Annotated in this window: 24 protein-coding genes; 13 read left to right on the top strand and 11 right to left on the bottom strand. The window is 58.8% G+C overall.

Translation table 11 applies throughout. The features are described 5' to 3' along the window. Positions 1–459: 459 nt before the first annotated feature. The 6 genes from ACK83U_RS27665 to ACK83U_RS27640 are packed head-to-tail and all read right to left on the bottom strand — an operon-like array spanning position 460 to position 7,153. Positions 460–798, bottom strand: a complete 339-nt coding sequence (locus tag ACK83U_RS27665) for a slr1659 superfamily regulator (RefSeq protein ID WP_112338070.1) — start codon at positions 796–798, stop codon at positions 460–462. 18 nt (positions 799–816) lie between these two features. Continuing rightward, positions 817–1,371, bottom strand: coding sequence for a slr1658 superfamily regulator (locus ACK83U_RS27660; protein WP_112338071.1), 555 nt, complete (start codon positions 1,369–1,371; stop codon positions 817–819). 4 nt (positions 1,372–1,375) lie between these two features. Then, positions 1,376–3,736: a SpoIIE family protein phosphatase gene (locus tag ACK83U_RS27655; protein WP_112611164.1), complete on the bottom strand. Its 2,361-nt coding sequence runs from the start codon at positions 3,734–3,736 to the stop codon at positions 1,376–1,378. Beyond that, on the bottom strand, positions 3,733–4,908 hold the full coding sequence (locus tag ACK83U_RS27650) for a class I SAM-dependent methyltransferase (RefSeq protein WP_112611166.1): 1,176 nt from the start codon (positions 4,906–4,908) through the stop codon (positions 3,733–3,735). Before ACK83U_RS27650 ends, ACK83U_RS27655 begins: the two co-directional genes overlap by 4 nt. Beyond that, the gene (locus tag ACK83U_RS27645; RefSeq protein ID WP_112611168.1) at positions 4,905–5,411 is read right to left on the bottom strand and encodes a ubiquinone biosynthesis methyltransferase UbiE; all 507 of its coding nucleotides are present in this window, start codon (positions 5,409–5,411) and stop codon (positions 4,905–4,907) included. The genes ACK83U_RS27650 and ACK83U_RS27645 overlap by 4 nt, the downstream gene beginning before the upstream one ends. Positions 5,412–5,455: 44 nt before the next feature. Further along, on the bottom strand, positions 5,456–7,153 hold the full coding sequence (locus ACK83U_RS27640; protein ID WP_112611170.1) for an EAL domain-containing protein: 1,698 nt from the start codon (positions 7,151–7,153) through the stop codon (positions 5,456–5,458). Positions 7,154–7,713: 560 nt separating this feature from the next. Between ACK83U_RS27640 and ACK83U_RS27635 the strand changes: the two genes are divergently transcribed. The 4 genes from ACK83U_RS27635 to ACK83U_RS27620 all read left to right on the top strand — a co-directional run bounded on the left by ACK83U_RS27635 (position 7,714) and on the right by ACK83U_RS27620 (position 10,130). Continuing rightward, entirely contained in the window at positions 7,714–8,388 is a 675-nt protein-coding gene (locus ACK83U_RS27635) for a hypothetical protein (RefSeq protein WP_412474949.1), read from the top strand. A 239-nt stretch (positions 8,389–8,627) separates the two neighbouring features. Further along, positions 8,628–9,356 carry an MgtC/SapB family protein gene (locus tag ACK83U_RS27630; RefSeq protein WP_112611174.1) on the top strand — a complete coding sequence of 243 codons (729 nt, stop codon included), beginning with the start codon at positions 8,628–8,630 and terminating at the stop codon, positions 9,354–9,356. A 131-nt stretch (positions 9,357–9,487) separates the two neighbouring features. After that, positions 9,488–9,973, top strand: coding sequence for a BON domain-containing protein (locus ACK83U_RS27625; protein WP_412474948.1), 486 nt, complete (start codon positions 9,488–9,490; stop codon positions 9,971–9,973). Positions 9,974–9,983: 10 nt separating this feature from the next. Continuing rightward, the gene (locus ACK83U_RS27620) at positions 9,984–10,130 is read left to right on the top strand and encodes a hypothetical protein (protein WP_165915298.1); all 147 of its coding nucleotides are present in this window, start codon (positions 9,984–9,986) and stop codon (positions 10,128–10,130) included. Positions 10,131–10,140: 10 nt separating this feature from the next. Here ACK83U_RS27620 and ACK83U_RS27615 read toward each other — a convergent pair whose 3' ends face one another. Further along, a complete protein-coding gene (locus ACK83U_RS27615; RefSeq protein WP_348648136.1) occupies positions 10,141–10,569 on the bottom strand; it encodes a hypothetical protein in 429 nt (142 codons plus the stop codon). Between the two features lie 268 nt (positions 10,570–10,837). Between ACK83U_RS27615 and ACK83U_RS27610 the strand changes: the two genes are divergently transcribed. After that, positions 10,838–11,194 (top strand): hypothetical protein, encoded by a 357-nt coding sequence (locus tag ACK83U_RS27610; protein ID WP_112611178.1) that lies wholly within the window; start codon positions 10,838–10,840, stop codon positions 11,192–11,194. 108 nt (positions 11,195–11,302) lie between these two features. Here the strand turns inward: ACK83U_RS27610 and ACK83U_RS27605 are convergent, their stop codons facing one another. Continuing rightward, the gene (locus ACK83U_RS27605) at positions 11,303–11,560 is read right to left on the bottom strand and encodes a DUF2934 domain-containing protein (protein WP_112611180.1); all 258 of its coding nucleotides are present in this window, start codon (positions 11,558–11,560) and stop codon (positions 11,303–11,305) included. Between the two features lie 138 nt (positions 11,561–11,698). On the opposite strand from ACK83U_RS27605, the gene ACK83U_RS27600 reads away from it, so the two are divergent. Together ACK83U_RS27600 and ACK83U_RS27595 are read left to right on the top strand one after the other, a co-directional pair. Next, positions 11,699–12,160, top strand: a complete 462-nt coding sequence (locus tag ACK83U_RS27600; RefSeq protein WP_112611182.1) for a YbhB/YbcL family Raf kinase inhibitor-like protein — start codon at positions 11,699–11,701, stop codon at positions 12,158–12,160. 67 nt (positions 12,161–12,227) lie between these two features. Further along, positions 12,228–12,416 (top strand): DUF3008 family protein, encoded by a 189-nt coding sequence (locus ACK83U_RS27595; protein WP_112411051.1) that lies wholly within the window; start codon positions 12,228–12,230, stop codon positions 12,414–12,416. 323 nt (positions 12,417–12,739) lie between these two features. Here ACK83U_RS27595 and ACK83U_RS27590 read toward each other — a convergent pair whose 3' ends face one another. Then, complete coding sequence (locus ACK83U_RS27590; protein WP_112611184.1) at positions 12,740–13,117, bottom strand: hypothetical protein; 378 nt, start codon at positions 13,115–13,117, stop codon at positions 12,740–12,742. 185 nt (positions 13,118–13,302) lie between these two features. Next, complete coding sequence (locus ACK83U_RS27585; protein WP_112611186.1) at positions 13,303–13,527, bottom strand: hypothetical protein; 225 nt, start codon at positions 13,525–13,527, stop codon at positions 13,303–13,305. A gap of 291 nt (positions 13,528–13,818) precedes the next feature. Here ACK83U_RS27585 and ACK83U_RS27580 point away from each other — a divergent pair, with 291 nt between their 5' ends. Beyond that, positions 13,819–15,459: an FAD-binding dehydrogenase gene (locus tag ACK83U_RS27580; protein WP_112611188.1), complete on the top strand. Its 1,641-nt coding sequence runs from the start codon at positions 13,819–13,821 to the stop codon at positions 15,457–15,459. A 760-nt stretch (positions 15,460–16,219) separates the two neighbouring features. Here ACK83U_RS27580 and ACK83U_RS27575 read toward each other — a convergent pair. Continuing rightward, positions 16,220–17,953, bottom strand: a complete 1,734-nt coding sequence (locus ACK83U_RS27575; RefSeq protein ID WP_112611190.1) for a phospholipase D-like domain-containing protein — start codon at positions 17,951–17,953, stop codon at positions 16,220–16,222. Between the two features lie 361 nt (positions 17,954–18,314). Between ACK83U_RS27575 and ACK83U_RS27570 the strand changes: the two genes are divergently transcribed. From ACK83U_RS27570 to ACK83U_RS27550, 5 genes are all read left to right on the top strand, one after another. After that, positions 18,315–19,361: a LacI family DNA-binding transcriptional regulator gene (locus ACK83U_RS27570; RefSeq protein ID WP_183711943.1), complete on the top strand. Its 1,047-nt coding sequence runs from the start codon at positions 18,315–18,317 to the stop codon at positions 19,359–19,361. Between the two features lie 96 nt (positions 19,362–19,457). Beyond that, positions 19,458–21,065: an ABC transporter substrate-binding protein gene (locus ACK83U_RS27565; protein ID WP_112611192.1), complete on the top strand. Its 1,608-nt coding sequence runs from the start codon at positions 19,458–19,460 to the stop codon at positions 21,063–21,065. Between the two features lie 11 nt (positions 21,066–21,076). After that, positions 21,077–22,045 (top strand): ABC transporter ATP-binding protein, encoded by a 969-nt coding sequence (locus tag ACK83U_RS27560; RefSeq protein ID WP_112611194.1) that lies wholly within the window; start codon positions 21,077–21,079, stop codon positions 22,043–22,045. Continuing rightward, positions 22,038–22,904 carry an ABC transporter ATP-binding protein gene (locus ACK83U_RS27555; RefSeq protein ID WP_112611230.1) on the top strand — a complete coding sequence of 289 codons (867 nt, stop codon included), beginning with the start codon at positions 22,038–22,040 and terminating at the stop codon, positions 22,902–22,904. Before ACK83U_RS27560 ends, ACK83U_RS27555 begins: the two co-directional genes overlap by 8 nt. An 11-nt stretch (positions 22,905–22,915) precedes the next feature. Next, on the top strand, positions 22,916–23,842 hold the full coding sequence (locus ACK83U_RS27550) for an ABC transporter permease (RefSeq protein WP_112411044.1): 927 nt from the start codon (positions 22,916–22,918) through the stop codon (positions 23,840–23,842). Positions 23,843–23,861: the final 19 nt, after the last annotated feature.

Here is a 23,861-nt window from a genome sequence, read left to right as displayed (position 1 = left end):
TTGCAATTTCTGGTTATCTTTTACAAAAAATTAATAATTCTGTCGTTATCAGGGAATGCGGAAGCTTTACATTCTGTCCATTTTTATCACATGGAACAAAAATAATAGGCCCAAGTAATGTGTGGCAAGCATAACGCATATTTTACCATTTTAACTAAGGTTTGCTGTAATATATGCCCATGATGCCGGTAGGTCGGCGTTTTTAACTAGCCAAATCAAGAAATCAATAAGAGTAAGTAGTAGCTAACCGAGATTGGTCGAGACAGACGCAGACAGCAGCTTGTTTCACGACGCGGCTCGGCATCGAGCTTTCGACAGTGGCGATGGCCCACCTAAATAAGAGGGGTGGCTGTTCGATTGCCAAGGAGCGTCGCGATCTTTCAGACTGGCCTTCCGCTTGGGTCTTTGATTTAACGCATGTCGTGATCGCAAAACCGCTGCCCACTTGTGCGACCTGGTTCAGGTCAGTCGCAGATCCAGGCGCGGATGCAGCTTCTTCAGGTTTGGTAATGATTTCATCTGCCAGGGAATTTGCGAGGAGCCACATACTGTGAGGTGAATATCCGGATGCTTGCGTGCCTCTATCGTCAGTTTGGCAAGCAGGTTGATGCCCGAAGAATTCAAGAATTGCAGACCTGTCAGATCGAAAGTCGCTTTGCCCCCACTTCCATGAAGGACTGACCTGGCCAGCTCATAGACAGGTGCATAGGCATCGGGACCGGCCAGGCGCATGGTGCCGTCAAAATATAGGGTACTGCCTTCGGACCAGATGCGAAATGCTTCTTCTTTGATTTCCATAAAGGGCCTCTCACGGGTTCACGCCGATGATATCGCCATGGCGGCATAGGTTTGGAGTTTGACCCGCTTGTGCGGACCATCCTCGTCGAAATGCCAGGCCAACTGAACCTGGTAGTCGCTCATCAATGTCAAAAGTCCTAGCCCCGACGCGTTGCCGCCGGCAAGAACGCTTGTTTCAATCTGTTCTATGAGGAGATCGCCGGGATCGCCAGTGGTAACCCTCAATAATAATTGTTGGAAGCGCGCCATCGCTTCGCGGTCGATCAAGTTCATAATCCGCATCCGGAAACAATGGCCATCCCTCAATGCCTCGATAAGGATCTCGCCCGAGGCGCGGAATTTGATCGAATTTTCGATGAGTTCGTTGGTCACATAACCAATGTCGTGCCGCACCGACTTATATTGTCGCTCGGAAGAGCGGAAGCCGAGCGCTATCGTCTCCGCGATAAAGTCGGATGTCATGGCCGAATGGCGCCATGCCAGATGCAGCGGCCCGTCGAATAGTCGTATGCGAAGAGCGTTGGTGGCATCGAACGAAGCCAGGCGTTCCTCGCCGAAAATTGCTGTCGTCATTTCCTCACCTGTGCCGCATCACCACAAGGGTAATATCGTCATGGATCTTGTGGGTCCCGATATAAGCCATCAAGTCGTCGAGTATGCCTGCGACGACTTCCTGCGCAGTCCCGCCATGCAGGCGGCGGGCGTCCTCCAAAAGCCTATCGAAGCCAAACAGCTCTCCTTTCGAATTCTCCGCTTCCGTGACGCCATCGGTATGCAGCACAACCATGTCGCCCTTCTCGAAGGGCACTTGCCGCGTATCGATAAAGGGAGCGATATCAGGCTCAAGACCGACCGGAAGGCCGAGATCGCCCGTATCTATCCGCTCCACCTTGCCATCCTGGCGAATGATGATCATGTCTTCGTGCTGACCGGATATCGTCAATCTCTCGCCGTCGTAATCGAGGAACGACAAGGTAATATGCTTGTCGGTCCGGGTCCGTTCGATGTTCTTGAAGATCGTCCGATTGAGATCGGTCAGGAATTTTGCCGGGTCCATCTCACCCGCCTCCTGCAGGGCGCGGGCAATCGACTGGACCATCAGCATCAGCACCCCGCTTTCCAGCCCATGGCCGGTCACGTCACCGATGCCGATTTTCAGGTTCTTTCCGTTCTGCAGAACATCATAGTAGTCGCCGCCGACTTCATCTGCCGGGCGCATGTAGGCGGCGATCTCCAGATTGTTGATTGCCGTCAGTTCCTTGGCCCGCGGCAAGACCATGAGCTGGATCTGCCTGGCGACGTTGAGTTCCGCACCCAGCCGCAGGTTTTCGTTCTTGAGTTGGTTATTGAGGGTTGAGATCTCTTCCTTGGCCGCCTCGATCTCGCTGGTCCGATCCGAAACGAGCTTTTCGAGGTTTTCGGTGTGGAAGCTGATATCCTCCGCCATCCTGTTGAAAGCGATACCGGCATCCCCAACTTCATCCCTGGTCGAAATATCGACCCTAACCGAATAATCCTTCGCCTGTATGCGCTTTGCGGCGCTCGCCAGCGCGCTGATGCCGCTGGTGACGCGTTTCGAGGCCGCAAAGACCGCCGCCGTGACGATCATCAGAGACACGAGAACGGCCATGATCTGATAGAGCAGAATGCGGTTGGTCGCCCGCGAGATTTCATCCTTGGCGGCGATGAGCGAGGCGTAGATCTCGCGCTCGGGCACCACGATCCCGAGCGACATGACCTCGCTCTTGACCGGTCCGTCCACCCAGAGATTGGTCGGGCGCAATTGCTTGACGACCGCGAGATAAGGAACGTCCTCTCCCTGTTCGCGGAGGCTGATGTGCTGGATCACGCCGTCGGCGTCGAGCGGAAGCTTGGTAATGGCCGCTTGCGTGCTGTTGCGCAAGGATCGGTCGAGGCCGGTAACCCCCTTGGCGGCGGCATCGTTGGCGGCGCGCAAGCCGATGACCTTTTCGCCTACGGGATTGATTGCAACCACATTCCCATTCGACATGGCAAGAAAGCCGAAGCCGGTTTGAGCGACTTTCACATGTTCGACGATCTCGGCAAGCTGTGTGAGTGTAATATCTGCGCCGGCCGCACCGGCCACCTGATGCCTATCGGGCGTCCAGAGCGGATGGAAAAAGCTGACGATCAGCTTGCCGGTGATAGCGTCGGTATAGGGAGCCGTCTGGGTGATGTAATCGGCAACGGGGCGGGATGAGGGGTTGGAGGCCCATTGCTGCCAGGATTCGTATAGGCCTGGAAAGAAGAATGTCCAAAAATCGGAGCTGTTGTGACCGGGATAGAGCCGGTCAAAGGTCTGCGCTTGCGTCGTATAGGGAGCAGTCCGGAAAATCGGACGCTCCCTCGGGCCGATATAATACATCTGCAGCTTCGACGCGCCGTTGTGCAGCAAGGAAGGAGCAACCAGATCGAGCACCGCGCTCCATTCTATGTCTGCCTGAACCTGAGGCAGGGGATGGTGATCCTTATCAAGCAGGTAACCCCAGACGCTGACGACCGAGGGTGTGCCGGGCAGGTTTTGTGACCACTGGCCGGCTTGGTCGTAGGTCACAGTTACAGCGCCTGGCGACGCTCTGCTCATAGCAGCACCGACATCGAGACTCCGCGCCGGATTGTCGATCTGTCCCTGCAGCACGCCCGCCAGCGCCTTCACATCGGAATGGACCTGGTCGATCAGCAAACCGACCTCTGCGGCGGTCGAATCCGCATAGGAGCCGATATAATCCTGGCTCGCTTTCTCGAGACCTTGTCCCACTTCCATCGTGGCGTTGCGCGATAGGCGCTGGACGTTCCATAAAGCAAGGCCGCCGCTGACGAGCAGGTCGAAGAGAACGGCTCCCCCGACGACGAGGAGAAACTTGGCGCGAAATGAGCGCAATCCGAGCCGTTGCTTGGCGATTGGCGCGTCCGTCATAGCGGTTTCTGTCCCGAAGAAGCCCAGATCGGCCAGCCCGCATAGCCTCTTGGGTGGAGCGCGGCAAAAATATGATCGGCGAAGCCTTGCTTGAATCGCTCGATAAATGCGGCCGAATCCCCTCTTCTGACCGCCATTTCATCGGCATAGACATTCTGCCATGCCGTGATGATGTCAGCGAAATCCTGGGGATCGCCATCGAGATTCGTGACCATGAAGCTTTCCATGCGCACATCCTTGAAGCCGGCATCCAGTAGCATGCGGCGGCCCTTAGGCCCCATCTCGACATCCATATCGAAATACGCGAACAGTTTCGCGACCTCGTTATAGGTCCATTGAATGCTCTCGGCTCTGGGCTCACCAAGACAATGGGAGTTCTTCTCGTTGGTGATGTAGACCCTGCCGCCTGGCTTGCATATGCGATAGAGTTCGCGAAGCAGAACATCCGGGCGGTCGAAGATCTGCAACGAGTGCCTGCAGGTCACGAAATCGAACTGGTCGCTCTCGAACAGCATCTGGGATGCATCGCCATAGGTATATTCGATGTCGTGGACATTGAAATCCTCCGCCACCTTGCGGGCATATTCCAGGCTGGGGATCGAATGGTCGAGGGCAACGATCCGCGCGGGTTTGAAATCCTTCCGCAGCAGCATGGCGAAATCGCCGATGCCGCAGCAGATGTCGGCGATATGCAAACCCTCTCGAAGGCCGTGCCGCGGCAATATCTCGCGCTCGTGACGCCAGGTCATCTTCGTCTGGGTTCGCAGGATCGGGATGAAGCTCTGATTCTCCACGAATGTCTGCCCGGGATAGAAGGCGGAATCATAGATCTCGACGATAATGTTGGGTGACAGATCGCTCAAATGGCGAAACAGTCGCGATGCCCATGCAACGACACTGGAAGCTACGACCGTCAGTTTGAGATCCGGCCTCGATCGCGTGGCATCGAGTAGGACACGCGTCAGGGCACGGAACGCCGTATTGTTCATGTGGATGACGCGTTTCAGATTGACGTAGCAGACGCCGTTCACCGTTTCGATGCCGTTGCGCAACAGGGCGAGATCATCGGCAAGCTCGGCAACTGAATGTGGCCTCAGAACTCCGGATAGAGAGAATTCTTGATTGTTGGCATCGAATTGCGCTGTGAAACGGCCAGAGGAGCGGTTGTTCAATTGAGTAGCCTTTCGAGAGCGAGGTCTACCACGAAAGTCGTTGTTCCCTTATCCCGAATGGACAGCTCGATGTCGGCATCGTAATTGACGGCAAGGCCGAGGAGGATCGCCTGCTCGGCACCCGCGGTGTCGTCGGTGATGACATCGAGATAGTTTGCGAGCGCCTGGCCGCTTCTAATGCGCTGGACGATGGTTTCATACAAATTGCGCTGCTCGGCCGAGCAGGGAAAGGCCAGTTCGATCCGCTCGATCGAGCCATTCCGGTAGACGCGAAAGGTAAGGGTACCGGTGCTTTCTCTGGTGTGGAACGACATTTCGAAAAGCTCGTTCAGGGCTGCCGAAAGCAGGTTCGCATGACGGATGGGATCGTGCCGATCGTGGCTGACCATGCGAGCCACGTAAGAGGCACATTGATCGCAATTCGACCAGTCTGCCACAAGGGTCGCCATCTCCATTTCCAGTTCAAGCAATGGCTCGAAAGCCGCGTCCACCTGCACCCGCATGGTATCCTCTCGAAAAATTCCCGAATGAAATGCGCTTCAAAAACTCATGGACTTGCGTGGAATTCGTCGAATGTCGCGGCCGACTGATCGCGTGCACCCTGCCTTATGAAATCACCAAGCTTGTCGGCGCTCAGCGGAGGGCTGATGCTATAGCCTTGCAGGCGGTCGCAGCCCTCCTGCTGGAGCCAGGCCGCCTGTTGCCGCGTCTCGACACCCTCTGCCGTCACCCGCATGCCCAGGCCATGTGCAAGGCCGATGACGGAGCGCACAATGGCTTGGCTTTTGCCGTCCTGCAAAAGATCCCTGATGAAATAGCGATCGATCTTGATCGTATCGAAGGGGAAATTCTTGAGATAGCTGAGCGAGGAATATTCCGTGCCAAAATCATCGAGGGAAATCTGAATGCCGAGCACGTTTAGCGTGTTCAGCGTGTCGAGATTGTTGATGGTCCGCTCCAGAAGCACGCCTTCGGTGATTTCCAGTTCCAGGCGTTCGGCTGGAAATCCGACGATATCCAGCGTTTGAGAAACGCGATCGGTGAGGCCCGGCGTCAGGAACTCCGCCGGAGAAAGATTGACGGCAAGCGTATAGTGCTCCGGCCATGCCAAGGCCTCGCGGCAGGCTTCCTCCAGCATCCACTGGCCGATTTCACGCATGAGACCATCGGCTTCGGCCATTGGAATGAAAGCTGCCGGCGGAATGACCCCGAGGGTCGGGTGCCGCCAGCGTAGGAGCGCCTCGAAGCCGACCACGTTGGACGGAGGCTCCACCAGCGGCTGATATTCGATGAAGAACTCATCGCGCTGCAGCGCCACGCGAAGGCTGCGCCGCAGCAGCTCCCTTTGTTCGACCACGATTAGCATGGCCGGATCGAAAGTCCGCGCCCGCCGTCGCCCTTCCTTCTTAGCGGCATAAAGGGCGACATCGGCAGCCTTCATCAGCTGTTCTCCCTCGTTGCCGTCGCGCGGCGCGATTGCGATCCCCACGCTGACGCCGACGAAGAGAGAGATGCCGTTGACCGTGAACGGCTTTTTGAATTCGGCCACCAGCGCGTCTGCCAACCGTTCCGCCTCCAGGGCCCGCTGCGGACCGATCTGGATGATGGCGAATTCATCGCCAGCGAGACGGTAGGCCGTTCCGCCGCGGCCGAGTGCTTTCGTAATCCTCTCGGCGGCGAGTTTCAGTACGATATCGCCGGCTCCGTGGCCAAGTGTGTCGTTGACGGGCTTGAAATCATCGAGGTCGAGCTGCATCAGCGCCGGCCCAACCTTGCCGGTAACCGGAAGCAGTTGCGTCAGAGCCGCGCTGAATTGGCGGCGATTGGGCAGTCCGGTGAGGACATCGTGCGTTGCCTGATGGATGAGCTGTGCTTTTTCATTGTCTTCGGACGATGGGCTTTCATGTGCTCCATTGGTTTCGACGATCAGAAGCCCCACTCGAATACGGGAGGCGAGCAAGCGGCGCTTTCCCTGCGTCGGATCGTCGAACTGGATCGTGCAAGGTTCGCCTGTGTCTATGACTTTATTAATAAGCTCGGCAAGCGTCGGCTTCGCAAGCGCGGGATAGGCTTCCCACAAGGATACCTCGCTCCGGGGCGCAAGACCGATATGCTCTTTGAATCGCTTCGAGCAATCGAGTAGTTTGAAATCCAGATCCCAAAGCGAGACCGTCGCCTCTAAACCGTTGTCGGATTCGGACCCGTAGAGAGTTTGCTGCGACCGATCCACTCGGTTCTCGGGCATATGGCCTCGTCCTCCCCAAGCCGGCCGCGCAAAATCCGGGCATTGTGCAGTTTGAACTGGTCCGTTGGCATCGGAGCACGCCTATCAATGATCGCAATCTCATCGAGCGTACGCGCGCAAGTGATAACTTACCAGAAGGCGGCAGCCGCTTTAAGCGAATATATTACGAGACCTTCATATTTAGCAATGATTGCTAAGACATATGCAGTTTAAACTGACTGCCACGACCTCGTTTGTTTCATTTTGAATGCACTGAGATTGTATTGTCGCGGTAGAGGCATTGCAGTGGTTGTGGTGCGTATCGGATGGTCCGATTACAAGATCGTTGATTCGCAGACATGAGTGCCGTTAAAGCGGCCTCCCTGATGATCGTCCCGACTTATGCCATACGCCCGTGACGCAGATCAGGTCGCAATGCATTGATGCCCATTTGGGATGAGGCGGCGGCGGAGATTGCCTCATCAAGCGGTTTGGTGTAGGGCCTAGACCTTCAATATCCGCGGACGATCGCCCTGCTGCGGTGTTGCTCCCAGAGAATGCCAGCCTCTTATTCATAGTGATTGTCCATCAACTGCGCTCCATCATCGGGCACATATCGAAGCATCATGGTTAAACAGACAAAGCCCTTTATCATCGAAGTCAAAACCTCCCGCCGGATGAAAGCAAGATCGGCTGAATCATCGAGATCCATCTGGGGAGAGCTTGCCGCCGATCTCAAGCAGACCTTGGCTTTGCAGCAGGAGATACAAGCAGGTTCGCCCGTGGATGAGGCCCAGCACAAGGAGGGCGCGGAGCGCCTGGATATTGATTCCGCGGCTCTGATGGAGCGCGATGAAGCGAAAGCGCCGCAGCCCAGCTCTCAGCTTCTTGAAAAATGGCTGGCAAGGAAGGCGGAAAGGCCGAAGGCCGGCTCACAGGATGTGGTTGAAACATTCCTTGCGCGGCTTGATCAGCAAAAGATGCTGCTCGCAGAGTTTCAGTCGGACCCCGATGGTTTCAAGCGCTGGCGCTCGGCATGGTTTCGCAAGGTAGCCAACGGCTTCGGCGTCAGCATCGGCCACGATCTGATCGATGCCGGCGGTGGTCTGCGATATGTCGTCGTCGATACGCTCGAAGATATCTCTTGTTTTCTCGACGACCTCCGTCACCATGCGAGAACCGACCTCGATTTTCGACGGGCGCTGGATGCCAACCGAAGACAGCGTGCCGCTCGCCTGTCCTCAAGGGCATTGTGATATATTTCGCGATGCGGCTGGAAAAAGCAAAGGCCTGACGCGCGAGAGGCGGCTCGCGGCGCAATCCGGCAGGCGGCCCACGGGCTCAAGCGCTTTTCCGGAGGTGACAATGAAGCGGTAGAGCATCATGCTGCTTCTATTATGTTTTTCATGCGCACCTTCCATCGAAGATGGAACGAAATGTCGTTTGCGATGTTCCCCACTGAAATTTGCTGGTGACGCCCCCTTGGGAGGACATCGTGCCTGACCTGACCGACACTATGCCAATAGACGCGGACTGGCTGGATATCGCTCTCCGTCTGCTGCTGGTCGTTGCAGCCGGAGGGCTGATCGGGATTAATCGGGAAATGGGTGGTCATGCCGCCGGGTTTCGCACGACGATCCTGGTCGGGCTCGCCGCATGCCTGTCGATGATCCAGGCCAATCTGCTTCTATCCACTCTGGGCAAGACGTCGCAATCATTCGCTTCGATGGATGTGCTGCGCTTTCCGCTCGGCGTGCTGACGGGTGTCGGCTTCATCGGGGGTGGGGCCATTCTCAAGCGGGGCGACCTGATCACCGGCGTAACGACGGCGGCGACCTTGTGGATCATGACGGCAGTCGGCCTGTGCATCGGCGGCGGTCAAGTGATCGTGGGTTCCGCCGGGGCCATTATCGCCTTTATCGTGCTATCGCCTTTCAAACAGTTCGACAGGCTGATGCCACGCAAGCAGAAGGCGCGCCTCGTGATCGAATTGCCTCGCGATGCAGGCGTTGCGATCGCCGATGCGCAAGCAGCGCTGGAACCGCTCGGATATGCTTTCTCCTTCATCGGCTGCAGGACAGGACCGAGCGACGCGACAACGCATATTTCCTACGAGGTGCGATGGCGGCAGGCGGGGCCGGATGGCGGTGGTGCGCAATTGCTTGCGTCCGTTGAGGAACATTACAGGGTGGTATCCTTCGAAATGCTGACGACAGGGGCGTGACGCAAGCTCTGAGACCGGAACATTCCGGAGCGGCAAAGGTTAAGCCCTCATCGAACAGGGAGAAAACCATGGCTAGAATCAGCGATAGGACAAACGCAAGGGGTTCTCCGCATGGTGGCGATACGCGCACCGTGCAGGCACTCGACCAGGCAGCCGGTGGGTCCGGGGATATCGAGTCCGAACAGCGGGCAGAAAAAGCCTCGCCAATAGAGCTACGTCCCGAAAATGGTACCGACGATGCGCGCTGCGAAGATTCGGCTACGCGTGATCTATTGCGCAGGCAGATGGCCGAAGACATTTCCGGCAAAATCTCGGACGTGAGGGCAGCTTCCGGATCAGAAGAGATCAACGGAGGTACACGACCCGAACCCCCTTACGCATCGACGCCGGAGAGAACAGACGTTGAAATACGAACGGAAATCGAGAGCAGGCTGAAAGCCGATCAACTGCTCGACGAGACCAGTATCTTCGTGACCGTCAGTCACGGGCGCGTCGTTATTGAAGGTTCCGTTGAAAATCACGAGGCCAAGCAGCGTGCGGAAGCGCTATCCCGGCAGGCCGGCGGCATTATCGGGCACGACAGCAACCTTGCCGTCCGCAAATCGCAGCGGGCGTAAGGCATTTCAGATGCGGATGCTATTGCTCGTCATCTTCGGCCTCATGGTCGCGTCCGTTCTGGCGATTCTCGTCATCAAGCCGTTTACGTCAAGCGACGGCCGAGATAGCGGCGCCGTTAAGAACGGCCCCATCGAGCAGCCAGAACCCAAACCCTGACGGATCAGTCTCATTTGCCCGGCTGTTGATTGTCCTGCTGTTCTGTGTTGCCAGGCTTGATGACGGGAGTGTTGCCCACCTGCGGCGCGGGCTTTTCCATCTTGCTGTCGCCGACTGACGGCGGTTTCAGCACACCGCCACAGTCGGACAGTTTGCGGCTGGGATTATGCGTAGCCGGCGGCGTCTGTTCGCCTTGCGCCTGCTGGCCATCAGTCTGCCGGTTGGTTTCTCCCGCTTTGCAGCGATCATCGTTCGATTGCTGCGCGACGGCAAAATTCCAGGACATGGCAGCCGTTACCGTTGCGATCAACAGCAGGCGGCCGCTTTCAGTCAGGTCCCAACCGTTCCACTGGCGCGGTCGACCAGCCCTCAGGCGAGCGCGCGCCGACAGGGTCGACAATTTCTGCGGCGTCACCGCGTTGACGGTATTCATGGGCATTGTTCACCCTCCGTAAATGTTGGAGGGGCTGCAGATCGGATGGATAGGAAGCTCGACTGCCGTTTCGTTGGCTATGGAGAGAAAGCGGAAAAATCTCCATATTCTTCAGCACCATCGAGTCCGCTTGGCACGATCTGCAACCTTATTGGGCTAACGCTGGGCTCTCCCTGTTGTTCCGCTTCGACCCAATTCCTTGGCGCCCCTCTGGAACCATCGCCGGGTGTTTTGGTTAGGTCGATATGAAATTTGCAATAGATGGAGGCTTGCTATGACGTTCGACGAACAGAAGAAGCCCCGGGAACAGACGAAACCACTATCCGCGACGGAAGCCCGGCAGGGCGTGCGGGGAACACATCTGTTCACCGTGCTGGTGACAGCGCTGGTTCTCGCGGCCATCGTATGGGCTGGCGTGGAAATCTGGGGTCGCTATATCGAGCCAGGCACACCTCAGAATCCGTCGCCGACGATCAGCTCCTCCAGCGGGCAGCCGCAGGCTGGTACGATAGACAATACGCCACCCGCCGGCCAAACGGCCCAGCCAGCTCCTACCGATCGCACGGAAAACAATCAGCAGGGCACGAAGAGCACGCCGGCCCAGCCGAACCGTGACGGAACGCAGAATTAGGGGCGGCTTTTGAATTGCGGATGAAATCGCAGGTCAATGAGTCCGTCGGGAGGTCAGCTCCTGGCGCATCTGATTGTTGGCCTTATCCAGCAAAAAAGCGGACGTCTATTATCCGGCGCGCCGGGCGCCGGACTGCGTTTTTCCCTCGGGTTCCTGACCGTCGCCGTCGGGCTGGTGCTTCGCGGGGGCTTTTCTGAATCTTGCGAGTATTTCTTCGCCATCTGCCGATGCGCGCGTTCTCTCCATGATCTCGCGTTCCTTCGCTGCCTGCTCCCAATGATGCTGGCTGCAGCCCCAAGGGCGCCCGGCCGCTTCCCAAATCGCATAGGCCCGTCTGCTGATCCACTCGAACCGTTCATCCGCCATCTTTTCCTCCTTCGTGGATGTTCTAAACAACGGGGCGAGCGATGGTTCCATGGGGGAACAATAGTGATTCTGATGTGTTCCACCTTAGATTCAGAGGTTCACAGGCTCATGAATCTGCGATGATAAAAGGAGGATCGAATGGCTTTGACATTGATCAGCAAGGCCTTTGCCGAGGGTACGCCCATACCGCGCAAATATGTCCTGGAAGGGGAAAATATATTCCCGCCTCTTGCCTGGGGCGGCGCGCCGGAGAAAACCCAAAGCTTCGCGCTGATCGTCGAGGATCCGGATGCGCCGAGCGGAACATTCCGTCACTGTGGTATCGCCAATATCCCCGCGCAATGGACTGGCCTGGTTGAAAGTCTAGACACGATGCAGGAACAGGCGCTGCGTTTCTACAGGAACGATTTCGGCAATGCCCGCTATGATGGTCCACGACCGCCTGCGGGCGATCCGCCCCATCGGTATATTTTCCGGCCTGCCGCGCTTGATGTACCGAGGGTGACCCTTCCTGAGGCCGCTGGCGCAGAAGCCATGTGGCAGAAGGTGAAGAAACACACGCTTGCAGAAGCAAGCCTTACCGGCAACTACCAAGCGTAAGTCGCGCCTTGTAAGCGGACACGATCGGCGGCGGCAAATTTCAACCTAATCCAAAGGAGATGTTATCATGCCAGCAAAGTCGAAATCACAGCAAATGGCTGCCGGTGCGGCACTCGCCGCCAAACGCGGCGAAAGAAAGAAGAGCGAACTGAAGGGGGCGTCGAAGAGCATGGTCGACTCCATGAGCGAGAAGGAGCTTCGCGACATGGCCTCCACAAAGCAAAAGGGAAAGCCGGAACACGCGTCCAAATCGTAAGGTTTGGCCGCTGCACGGCGGTGTTCTCGGCTTGTTGTCGAAGTCAGGCCAGTTCTATCGTTTCCGCCGCCAGTCGCGAACTTCCGGCATATCCTCGCCGTGCTGCCGGACGTAATCGTGATGCGTGACGAGCTTTGCCTTCAGGCCATTCACATCGTCGGGCATGTCAGCCTCAAATGAAGAGTGTCGACCACCGTAAGTTCGCGCGCTTCAGTCCAGAGGCAACCGGGCATAGGGCCGCATGCCATCCTTATCGACATGGCTCCGCGGCGCGGTACTTCCGTAGCTGCCCGTTCGGGAGGGCTGCGCGCTTCCGCGTGGCGTCAGATCTCCATCACATCTTCGAATGCTTCGGGGAAGCTTTCGCGCGCCACTTTCTCGTTGATGACGAGCATGGCTTCATAGGAGAGCGGATCGAAATCCTTGTTTGCGGGTAGCACCTCGCGCCCGAAGAGCAGGTTGAGCCGAGCAGCGTCGAGATTGCCGCGCTCGAAAGGTTCTGCTCCGAAATAGTGCCAGAGCGCATGCAGGAATGCGGCGTCGATCCGGTGTTCCTGCGTTCCCGGCCGCGCGCGGCGTGGCAGTTTCTTGATCGGCGTCACGCCCTTGGGGTTTGCGCGGCGAATGGTGAATTGCACGCCTGTACCCGGCATGCCGGAAGGAAAGCCGCGATGTTTCGTCATGTCGGGAAGCTTGCCCATGGCTGCTGCTCCTCTCCTGTTAAGCAATCGGGTATTGCCTTTTCCGATGTCAGGCAAGCCGATGCGGTGGAGAAGGCCGTGTGGGCATCTACTCTGTCGTGATTTCCCTTTGCCAGTCAATTGCGGGGACGAGGCTTTCGTTATGCCGAAGGGGCGCCATTTGGTTCGACCTCCCAAGGAGAAGATTACCGCTCGCGAGTAACTGGAGCCACTTGTGGATAAGAGTCGTGCACCGAAAAGTTCGGTTCCACGTCAACCAAATGATACATCAGCGCGGCGAGCGCGACAAAAAAGACAGTGCCTAGAATGAAACGAAGGAATGTCGGCCACAGGTAAACCATGATGATCGGTGCCAGACGCGCCAACATGAAAAGCCAATCGATAAGCGTGGGCGTCTTCTGCTTGTACATGATGTTTCATGTTTCCCTTGAGGGGCTTCCGATGTCGTTCCTCACTCCCTCGGAGGCCCATGCCTGCTGAGGGTTCCTTTCGTGTCGACAGTGGCAACCGCATCAACAAAAACGGCGATTGATCGCTGTCAGTGTCGGAAGACAACATGAACACCGTGCAGGTTTCGTGGAGACGAAATGCAGGCTTGGTGGATCGATTCTGGATGGTCGTCAGCTCTGACATTCGTTTTACTTTTACGTAAGCTTCATTAAGCTCTCCAATTAATATGCTATTCGCGGAGGGGGAAACGAATGAGCAGTCATGCTGATGTGGTGATCGTTGGAACAGGCCTGTCAGGCCTTGTTGCGGCTTGCGAGCTGCTAGAGCGCGGGAAACGGGTGATCCTTGTCGATCAGGAGCCTCGGGCAAGTCTCGGCGGACAGGCCTTCTGGTCGCTTGGCGGGCTGTTCATGATCGATACGCCGGAACAACGGCGGATGCGCATTCGCGACAGTCTCGATCTCGCCCGTCAGGATTGGTTGGGCGCTGCGGCCTTCGACCGACCGGAGGACTTCTGGCCGCGTGCCTGGGCAGAGGCCTACCTCAATTTCGCCGCCGGCGAGATGCGCAGCTGGCTGCATGGGCTTGGCATGCGCTGGTTTCCGATTGTCGGCTGGGCAGAACGCGGCGGAGGCCTTGCCGACGGGCACGGCAATTCCGTGCCGCGCTTCCATGTCACCTGGGGTACGGGTCCTGGCGTTCTCGATCCATTCGTAAAAAGGGTTTTGGCGGCGGAGAAGGACGGCAAGATCGAGCTCTTGTTCCGGCGGCGCGTGACACGATTGGTCGGTGATGAAGACGGCATTTTCGGCGTGGAGGGCGAGATCCTCGCCGAGGACAATATCCGCCGCGGTCAGCAATCGAACCGTGATGTTGTCGGCGACTTCCGCATCGAGGGCGCCGTGATCGTGGCAAGCGGCGGCATCGGCGGCAATCCGGAACTGGTTCGCCGCGCCTGGCCCGTCGAACGCCTTGGCGCACCCCCGGAGCGGATGCTGAGCGGCGTGCCCCATCACGTGGATGGCTTGATGATCAGTCATGCCGAGGCAGCCGGCGCGCGGCCGATCAACGGCGACCGCATGTGGCACTATACCGAAGGCATTGCCAACTGGGACCCGATCTGGCCGAACCACGGCATTCGCATCCTGCCGGGGCCGTCCTCGCTCTGGTTCGACGCCAATGGCAATCGCATGCCGGCACCTTGCCTGCCGGGCTTCGACAGCCTTGCGACGCTGCAGCACATCTGCAAGCTCGGGCATAGCTACAGCTGGTTCGTGACCACGCAGAAAATCGTCAAGAAGGAATTTGCCCTTTCAGGCTCCGAGCAGAACCCGGATCTTACCGGGCGCGATATCGGGCTTCTTCTGCGCAGCCGCCTTGGGCGATCGGCGCCTCCGCCGGTGGAAGCCTTCAAGGCGATGGGCAGGGATTTCGTCGTTGCCGAAACGCTGGAAGAGCTGGTGGCCGGCATGAACCGTATCGGCGATCGTCCGCTCGATCTTGCCCATCTGCGCAGGCAGATCGAAGCCCGCGACCGCGAATTGGATAACCCCTTTGCCAAGGATGCCCAGATCGTCGCCTTGCGACAGGCGCGCGGCTATCTCGGTGATCGCTTCATGCGCACGGCCCCTCCGCATCGCATATTGGATGCGAAGGCAGGTCCATTGATCGCCGTGCGCCTCCATATTCTGACGCGGAAATCTCTTGGCGGTCTCGAAACCGATCTGAATAGCCAGGCGCTCGGGCGGAGCGGCGCACTCATCCCGGGATTGTATGTCTGCGGCGAGGCCGCAGGCTTCGGCGGCGGCGGATATCACGGCAACAATGCGTTGGAGGGCACATTCCTGGGAGGATGTATCTTTTCCGGCCGCAATGCGGGGCGGGCGGCATAAGCCGGTCGAAATGGGCGCGGTTTTAGGGGAGGGTGTCCGACGACACTGCGAGGGCATGCAGTCTCGTCGGACGCTGCGGTAGTCGGCTCGGGGGTGGCATCCAAGCCGATAGTGAATATCATATCAGCTACCAGAGGTTTATTTAACCTGCCCGAATGGATGGCTGGAGGCTTCGGTGGGCGGGGAGGGTCCGGCAACTGATGCTGCAGCGGCGGGATCATTCATGCCTCGTATTCGTTTGCGTAGCCTCATGGCCGGCCTATTTTCGCCGGTGGCGCGTCCGCAGAAGGTATAGAAGCATCCTGGCCCGTTCGAAATAGCCGGGTGGCGAAGGCGCGTTACTGTCACCACACGATGGAGCCTGACGATACTCGCCGCCGGAACCAGTCGGTACGGCATCGCCGGCAATCCTATACCCTGCAGGATCCTGTCGTTCGGACGTGAGATGACGCATGTCGGCAAACGCCACGGGATATGGCGTGGCCATCTCGTCTGGCCGGGCGGTATGGCTTTTGAGAATAGGGAAAGCCCACCCCGTGAGTGCCAAAGCGCCGATAAAAATAGGAACGGGAAAAGCATAGCGGAGCAACATCGGGGAATCCAGATTGTTGCTAAGCCACTAGAAGCCGAAGATTGCGTCGGCATTACAAATGCTCGACCGGACCGAGCTACACGGGCAAGGGGATCGCAACTTCATTCATCCCGAAGCAATAATCGGTTGCGATCCCGGATTAGCCTCTACGCGATGTCAGGCCGGGCATCAGGCGGTGTCATTCTTGCCGAACCAGAAGTCGAGTTCGCGTATGCGGCGTTTGTCATAGGGCTGCTCCGGCGATTTGATCTGCCAGCTGTCATCATTGGCAAGACCGGTCCACTTGGGCGCGCCGCCCTGTTTCTGAACGGATTGCCGCCAGCGATACTGGGCATAGATTTCCATGATCTTGCCGGCATATTGGCTGGCGAGATCGCCGTTGCCGGTGATGATCACCAGGTTCTCGTCGTTCACGCCGCTCGCCTTCGGGCCCATATTGTGGGAGCCGGTCATGACGACGGGATTGGGACCATATGGATCGACGATGACCACCTTGCTGTGGACCATGGCATGGGCCGTTGGCAGCTTCAGAACTTCCTTCTGCCAATAGGCAAACCGGCCGGGGATAGCGGCGGGCAGCACGACGTCGGCATTGGCATCGATCCTCTCGCCTCTGTTGAACAGCACGACAGGGTTCTTTGCTGTGCCGGGATTCTGGTTGACCACGCCCTGAATGTAGAGATCGGGTTTGAACGAAGGGCTCGACGGCGAGGCAAGCTCGATGATGTCGTTGAGAAGCGTGCCGCGAGGCCCGGGATTGAACATGGCGAACAGGATGCCCTGCTGGGCACCGCGGATCAGCTCGCTTGCCTGTTCGAGATCAAGCCCTTCGCGCATGGGCGTGAACCAGACCGTCGTATTCTTGGCCTTGGGCGTTGTTCTGGGCCCGGCATTGCTTTGATAGAGGGCGGGCGGCGATTCATTGCCGTCGGCGGCAAGTGTCTTCCACTGGTCGAGATAGAATTGCGCGACGGCCGGGTTATCGATCAGAAGCGCATTGTTCGCCTGCGTGCAAAGGCCGGTCATCGTCCAGTTCGTGCTGCCGGTCCATACGGCCTGCGGCGATTTGTCGGCGTCGCAGATGACCAGGAATTTATTGTGCGCCAGCGCCCGCGGCGCGCTCATGCGATCCCTGACGTCGCAGGAAGATAGGTCGGACCGGGCATCTTCGTTTTCGTCCTCTCCCTTTTTCTTGACGCTGCCATTGCCAAGCACGATATGAGCGCGTTTCTTGAAGCCCTGCAGCAGGGGAATAAGCTCCGGATCATCCAGCTCGAACAGGGCCGCATAGATATGCCCGCCGCTCGCCCGAGCATCATTGAGGAGCGATACAAGCTTGTCGCGGATCGGCCCTGCAAGGAACTGGCGGATCGGGTCCTCGGGGTTGGCAATCGCCTTCTTGAGCTTGGTGGTGGGAGCCTCTTCGGGCAATAGGCGTGCAAGCCACTGGCTGGCGACGATGCCGCGATTGAAATAGCAGCTGACATGGCCGCTCGTTTCGGCCCCGATCTGCATGGCCTCGCTCCAGTCCGATACGTGATCGGCCGATTCCTGCAACGCCGTCTCGGGTCCGATCATGGCGGAGACCCGGTAGGCGACGATATCGCCCGGATTGACGGCGAAATCGGACCAGAGATATTTCTGAATCGGCCATTCCGTCGTCGGCTTGCGCGTGCCTTCCTCTACGGCCGGCCCGTCGGCGAAGCCGACCCAGCTTGCGACGATCTCCTCATGATAGCCATCGGCGTCGACATCGGAGACCGTGTTGGGGCTTTGCGGGCTTCCAGCCGCCCGCTTGATCTTCCGCCGCAGGGCAAAGCCACGGCACTGGTCGATGAAGTCGCTGCGCCAGGCGATAAGAGCACTATCGACACCGGGATGCACGATCAGATTTATGTTCATTATCCCTCTCCCTGGATGGTTGCTTCTGTTCCTCTTACTGCGGCGTATCGGATTTGCGCCGATACCTGACCGCGAAGCCTTAATCGGGCGCGTCTGGTGGTTTGGCCGGTTGAGTGGCTCTATCCTACTTTGCGTCACGGCCGTGACGGTCTCATGAATTGCTCTGGGCATCTTAAGGACGGCGCAATGCCATCCTGATTTAGCAGTCTTTGGAGCAGCTGTGAAATTCGCGATCCATAGTCGCCTATGAAAATTCCACTCGAAGTCGAAATGTGATCTTGCGTCTCGAAGCAAGTGTGGCAAGACTTCTGGGACCCCCTTGCGCCGGCGCGGCGCGGCGCGAAAAATTTCGGCAGACTGTATGAAAGCACCCAAAAGAATCGGCATTCTGGACGTCGCCCGGTTGGCCGGCGTGTCGGCTACGACCGTATCGCGCGTCCTGAATGGTCAGGTCGACAGCCGCATCCGCCTGGAGACGCAGGATCGTGTCAGGGAGGCGGCGAGCAGCCTCGGCTACGTTGTCAACCGTCTTGCAACATCGCTGAGAACACATAGGACCGGTGTATTCGGGGCGATCGTCAACAGCCTGTCGGGTCATTATCAACCGCATCTGACAAGCCGTCTTCAGGCTGTGGCGCAGCGTCGGGGTGTGGAACTCCTGGTCGCGCAAGCCAAGACGGAGGCCGGCGAAATCGCCGGCCAGCTGCGCTTGTTTCAACAGGATTTCTTCGACGGCGTCATCATGGTGAGCGACCTTCCTGGCCAGCAGGCGCTTTGCGATCACCTTGATCTCATAGGTAAGGCGCATGTGACGCTCGGTGCGGGGCTGACGGGTCCGCTTCCTGCGGTTCTAACCGATGATCGGCTTGGCATTAGACTGCTGCTTGATCACCTTGTGAAGCTCGGCCACCGCCGCATTTCCTTCGTCTACCGCGTCAGTCGTAGCGCGCTTCGCGATCGGATGTCGATTTTCCAGGACTTTGTTGCCGCCAGCGCCGACCTGGTCGCCGGTGATATCATTTCCTTTGAGAGGGGCGAGCACGACCGCACGCTCTTTGCCGGCCTGCTGCAATCGCCGGAACGCCCGACGGCTCTGATCTGCGGCAGTGACGGCCTTGCCATCGAGGTTGTCGCCTTCCTGCGCGATCTCGGCCTGCAGATCCCCGCAGATATTTCCGTCGTCGGCTATGACAACGTGCCCGATACCGCCTATTGGGCTCCGCCGCTGACGACGGTCGCGCAGCCGACGGATGCGCTATGCGAAGCCTCGCTCGATCTTCTGGTTGAGCTTTCGAACCTTCCGATGGACGCACGCGTTGCAAAGCGTCCGATGCGGTTCGTCACCCCCGAACTTGTCATACGTGCGTCATCGAGCTCGCCTAGCTTGCGGCCACTTTCCCTTGCGTAAAAGAAAAGACGATCTTGAGCGCAAGTGGTCGTATTTCATATGCGCAAACGTTTGTGCAGCGATTTATAAATTGCTTTAACAGGAAAGTGTGTGCCGATGTCCGATTATCTGCCCAGCGGCTTCAACAGCCCGGTTACCCGCCGCACAACCCTTCTGATGGGAGCCGCGGCCGGCCTCAGCGCTTTTGTCCCGGCGTTGTCGGCCTCGGCCGATGCCGGCACCGACAAGAGGCCTGAACTGCGCATCGCCGTTCAGATGAATCCGGTGTCGCAGGAGCCCGTCGATGCCGCCAGCAACGTCGCCTTCCGCAATAACTTTTCCATCCACGAGACAGTGCTTGCGCTCGACATGCGCGGCGACTTCTCGGTGAAGCCCAATCTCGCGACGTCCTGGACCTGGATTTCGCCGACCGTACTCGAAATGAAGCTGCGCCCTGGCGTGATCTTCCATGACGGCCGCGAGATGACCGCCGAGGACGTCGCCTTCTCCTTCGGGCCTGAGCGGCTCCTGAACAAGGACGCACCGGGTTATCCGACCTATCGCACCAATTTCACCAGTCTCGACCATGTCGAAGTGGTCGATCCGCTGACGGTCCGCTTCGTCACCAAGTTCCAGGACCCGATCTTCCTGCAGCGCCTTGCATCTTACGCGGCCGTGGTCATCAGCAAGGACGCCTGGCAGAAGAATGGCGGTAACTGGACGACCTGGCGGCAGAAGCCGGTCGGCGCCGGCCCCTACAAGGTCGAAAGCTATACGGCCAATGAGAGCGTCGTTCTCGCCGCGCACGATCAGGCCTATCGCGGCAAGCCGGCCGCCAAGCGCGTGACCTTGCGCATCGTGCCCGAGGTTTCCTCGCGCATCGCCGGTCTGCTGGCCGGCGACTACGACATTGCGACGGACCTGCCGCCGGATCAGCTCTCGGTCGTCACAGCGAGCACCGATCACGAAATCGTCGGCGGGCCGGTGCCGAACAACCGCATCCTGTTCTTCGACAAGAACAATCCGGCGCTGAAGGACCCGCGCGTTCGCCAGGCACTCATCCTCGCCATCGATCGTCAGGCGATCGTGGACACGATCTGGAACGGTCGCACCAGGGTGCCGAACGGCCTGCAGTTCGAGCTCTACGGTCCGGTCTATCTCAAGGATTATCCTGCCTACAAATATGATCCGGACCAGGCCATGCAGCTCCTGAAGGATGCCGGCTATAATGGCGAGGAGATCGAGATCCGCTCGCAGAACAATTACTACACGGCGGAAAACCCGGTCACGCAGGCCGTTGTCGCCATGTGGCAGGCTGTCGGCGTCAATGCTAAGATGAAGTTCGTGGAATCAGGCAAACTGTTTGAGGCCTCGTCGACCCGCGCGACCGGCAACTGGTCGAGCACTGGCCAGGTACCGGACCCCTATATCTCCTTCTTCACGCAGTTCAGCTCGGCAGGTAATCTGAGCTCGTTCAAGATCTGGCAGAATGCCGATTTCGATGCCCTCGGCGCCAAGATGGAACAGGCCGTCGATCCGGCCGATCGCGCCAAGATATTCCGCGACATGCTGCATCTGATCGAATGGGAAGACCCGGGCGAGACGGTCCTGCATCAGAATGCCGTCTTCTTCGGCATCCGCAAGGGCATCAAGTGGCAGCCTCTGCCGGCCTTCCAGATGGATCTCGGCGCCGGCAGCCTTTCCTTCGAAGAGCAGAAGAGCTGAGCCGCTTCGCGATGGGCGTTCCCGTTCTTTCCGTCGACAATCTGAGTGTCTCGTTCAGAACGGGCATCGGGCGGTTTCATCCGGTCAACAACGTGTCTTTCGACCTTGCCGAGGGCGAAATCCTCGGCATCGTCGGCGAGAGCGGATCGGGAAAGAGCCTCACCTGCCTGACGCTTGCCGGTCTTCTCGGGCCGAGCGCCAGCGCCACGGGCTATATCTCCTTTCAGGATGCGATGTATGACGCAGCCGAGCTCGGCCCGCGGTCGCGGGTAAAGCTGCCGCCCATCGGGCTGATCTTTCAGGAGCCCGTCTCCTGCCTCGATCCGGTGCGCACGATCGGCTCACAGATAGCCGAGGCGGCGGTCAGCGCCGGCATGTCCGCAAGGGAAGCCAGGGACGAAGCGCTCCGGCTTCTGGCGGAGGTCGCGATTCCCCAGCCGGAGACGCGCTACAATGCCTATCCCGCGCAATTTTCCGGCGGCATGTGCCAACGCGTTATGATTGCCACAGCGCTTGCCATGCAGCCGCGATTGATCATTGCCGACGAGCCGACCACGGCGCTTGATGTGACCGTGCAGGCGCAGGTCATCGCTCTTCTGGTCAAGGCGGTGCGAGAGCGCGGGATTCCCATGATCTTCATCAGCCACGATCTCGATCTCGTCGCCGAAGTCTGCGACCGCATCGCAGTCATGTACGCGGGGTCGCTGGTCGAGATCAACCGCACCGACGATCTCTACGATAATCCGCGCCATCCCTATACAAGGCTGCTGCTGGAGGCCATGCCCGGACGCGGCAGGCCGCTGGAAAGGCTTGCGGACATTCCCGGCGAGCTGAAGCTGCATGACGACCCGCCGCAGGCCTGCGCCTTTGCGCCCCGTTGTCCGCGTGCAGAGACGAATTGCGCGACAATGGTCCCGCCATTGATTGCGGGTACGGCAGCGCTTGCCTGCTTCAATCCGTGGAGTTCCCATGATGCCTGAGAAGCAAATCGCCTCCGATGCAAAGGAGGCTGGCGTCGCACTCGCGGCCCGTGATCTGCAATTTTCCTATGCGCCCGGCTTTTCCCTTTGGCCAGGACGGACCAAGGGGTTTCATGCGATCAAGGATGTGAGCCTGGAATTGAGACCCGGCGAAACACTCGGTCTCGTCGGCGAGTCCGGTTGCGGCAAGTCCACGCTTGCCTCGCTGCTCTGCGGCGATCGTATGCCAACCTCAGGCGAAATCACGTTGTTCGATCAGCCCTTCAAAAGCCTGATGAAGCCGAACCGGCGCGGGCTGGCAAAACATCTGCAGGTTATTTCGCAGGATACGATGGGCGCGCTCGATCCGCGCCGGAGCGTCGGTCATCAGATGGTGGAGACGCTCACGATTCACGGCATCGGCTATCCGGCAAGCAGGCTCGATCGGGCGGCGGAAGTTTTCAAGGCTGTCAGTCTGCCGGTTTCCGCCTTGCAGAAATTTCCCCATCAGCTCTCCGGCGGCCAGCGCCAGCGCGTCGCCATCGCCCGTGCCCTCGTGGTCGAACCGCAAATTCTGCTTTGCGACGAGCCAGTCTCGGCGCTCGACGTTTCCGTGCAGGCGCAGGTACTCAACCTCCTGCTCGAATTGCAGCGGGCACGCGGTCTGTCGCTGCTCTTCATCAGCCATGACGTGCGGGTGGTTCGGCATGTCTCGCACCGCGTCGCGATCATGGAGGCGGGACAGATCGTTGAAACCGGTTCCACGGAGGACGTCTTCGCAAACCCGGCCCATCCCTATACCGCAAAACTCCTCGCCGCCGTCCCCCGCGGACGGCGGAGCCGGGTACCGCAGGCGGCGGACGTGCTCGAAACGCTCTGAAGGAACAGGCAATGCTTCAATCCATCCTGCGGGCGTTTCTAAGGGCGCTCGTGACGCTATTCCTGGCGATGACCTTCACCTTCGTCATCCTGCGCGTCAGCGGCGACCCGCTGCATTCCCTGTTGCCCATCGAGACGCCGCCGGAAGTGGTGGCGCTGATGCGGCAGCAATGGGGTCTCGATCAGCCGCTCTACATCCAGTATTTCGCCTATCTCGGCCACCTTCTGCGCGGTGACTTCGGAACGTCGCTACTGAACGGGCAGGATGCTCTGACGCTGGTTCTGTCGAAAGTCCCGGCGACGCTGGAATTGATGGGCGCCGCGCTGATATTGGCGTTCGGCGCCGGTGTGCCCTTCGGCATTCTGGCTGCACGCAACCGCGGCGGCCTGATCGACCGCTTTGTCATGGCGCTTGCGGTGCTGATGCATTCGCTGCCGAATTTTCTGATCGCCATCCTCCTCATTCAGCTTTTCGCCGTCTCCTTGCGGATCCTGCCGAGCGGCGGGGGATCGACGATGGCGCATCTCGTCATGCCCGTTCTGGTCATTGGCCTTTACAATGCCGGCATTATCGCCCGCTTCGTCCGCTCGAGCGTGCTGGAAGTGCTGGGCCAGCGCTTCATATTGGCGGCGCGCGCCAAGCGCATCGGCGAAAGTGCTCTTCTGTGGCGGCATATCATGCCGAACGCAGCCCTGCCGCTTCTGACCATGCTGGGTTTTCTCGTTGGCGGCATGATCGGCGGCGCCGCCGTGGTCGAGAGCGTCTACGCCTGGCCCGGCGTCGGCCGCTTTCTCGTCTCCTCCGTCGCCCAGCGTGATCTGAACATCGTGCAGACCATCGTGCTGCTCATCACGGCGACGATGGTGACGGCCAATCTCATGATCGATTGTCTCTACATTCTCGCCGATCCGCGTCTGCGGCATCGCGCATCGGCCTGATCGGCCGCTCGAAAGGTAA

The organism is Rhizobium sp. WW22 (genome assembly GCF_047041135.1).
Lineage (GTDB): Bacteria > Pseudomonadota > Alphaproteobacteria > Rhizobiales > Rhizobiaceae > Rhizobium.
Note: the sequence above shows the minus strand (reverse complement) of the source record. Positions and strands in the feature narration are given on the sequence as shown.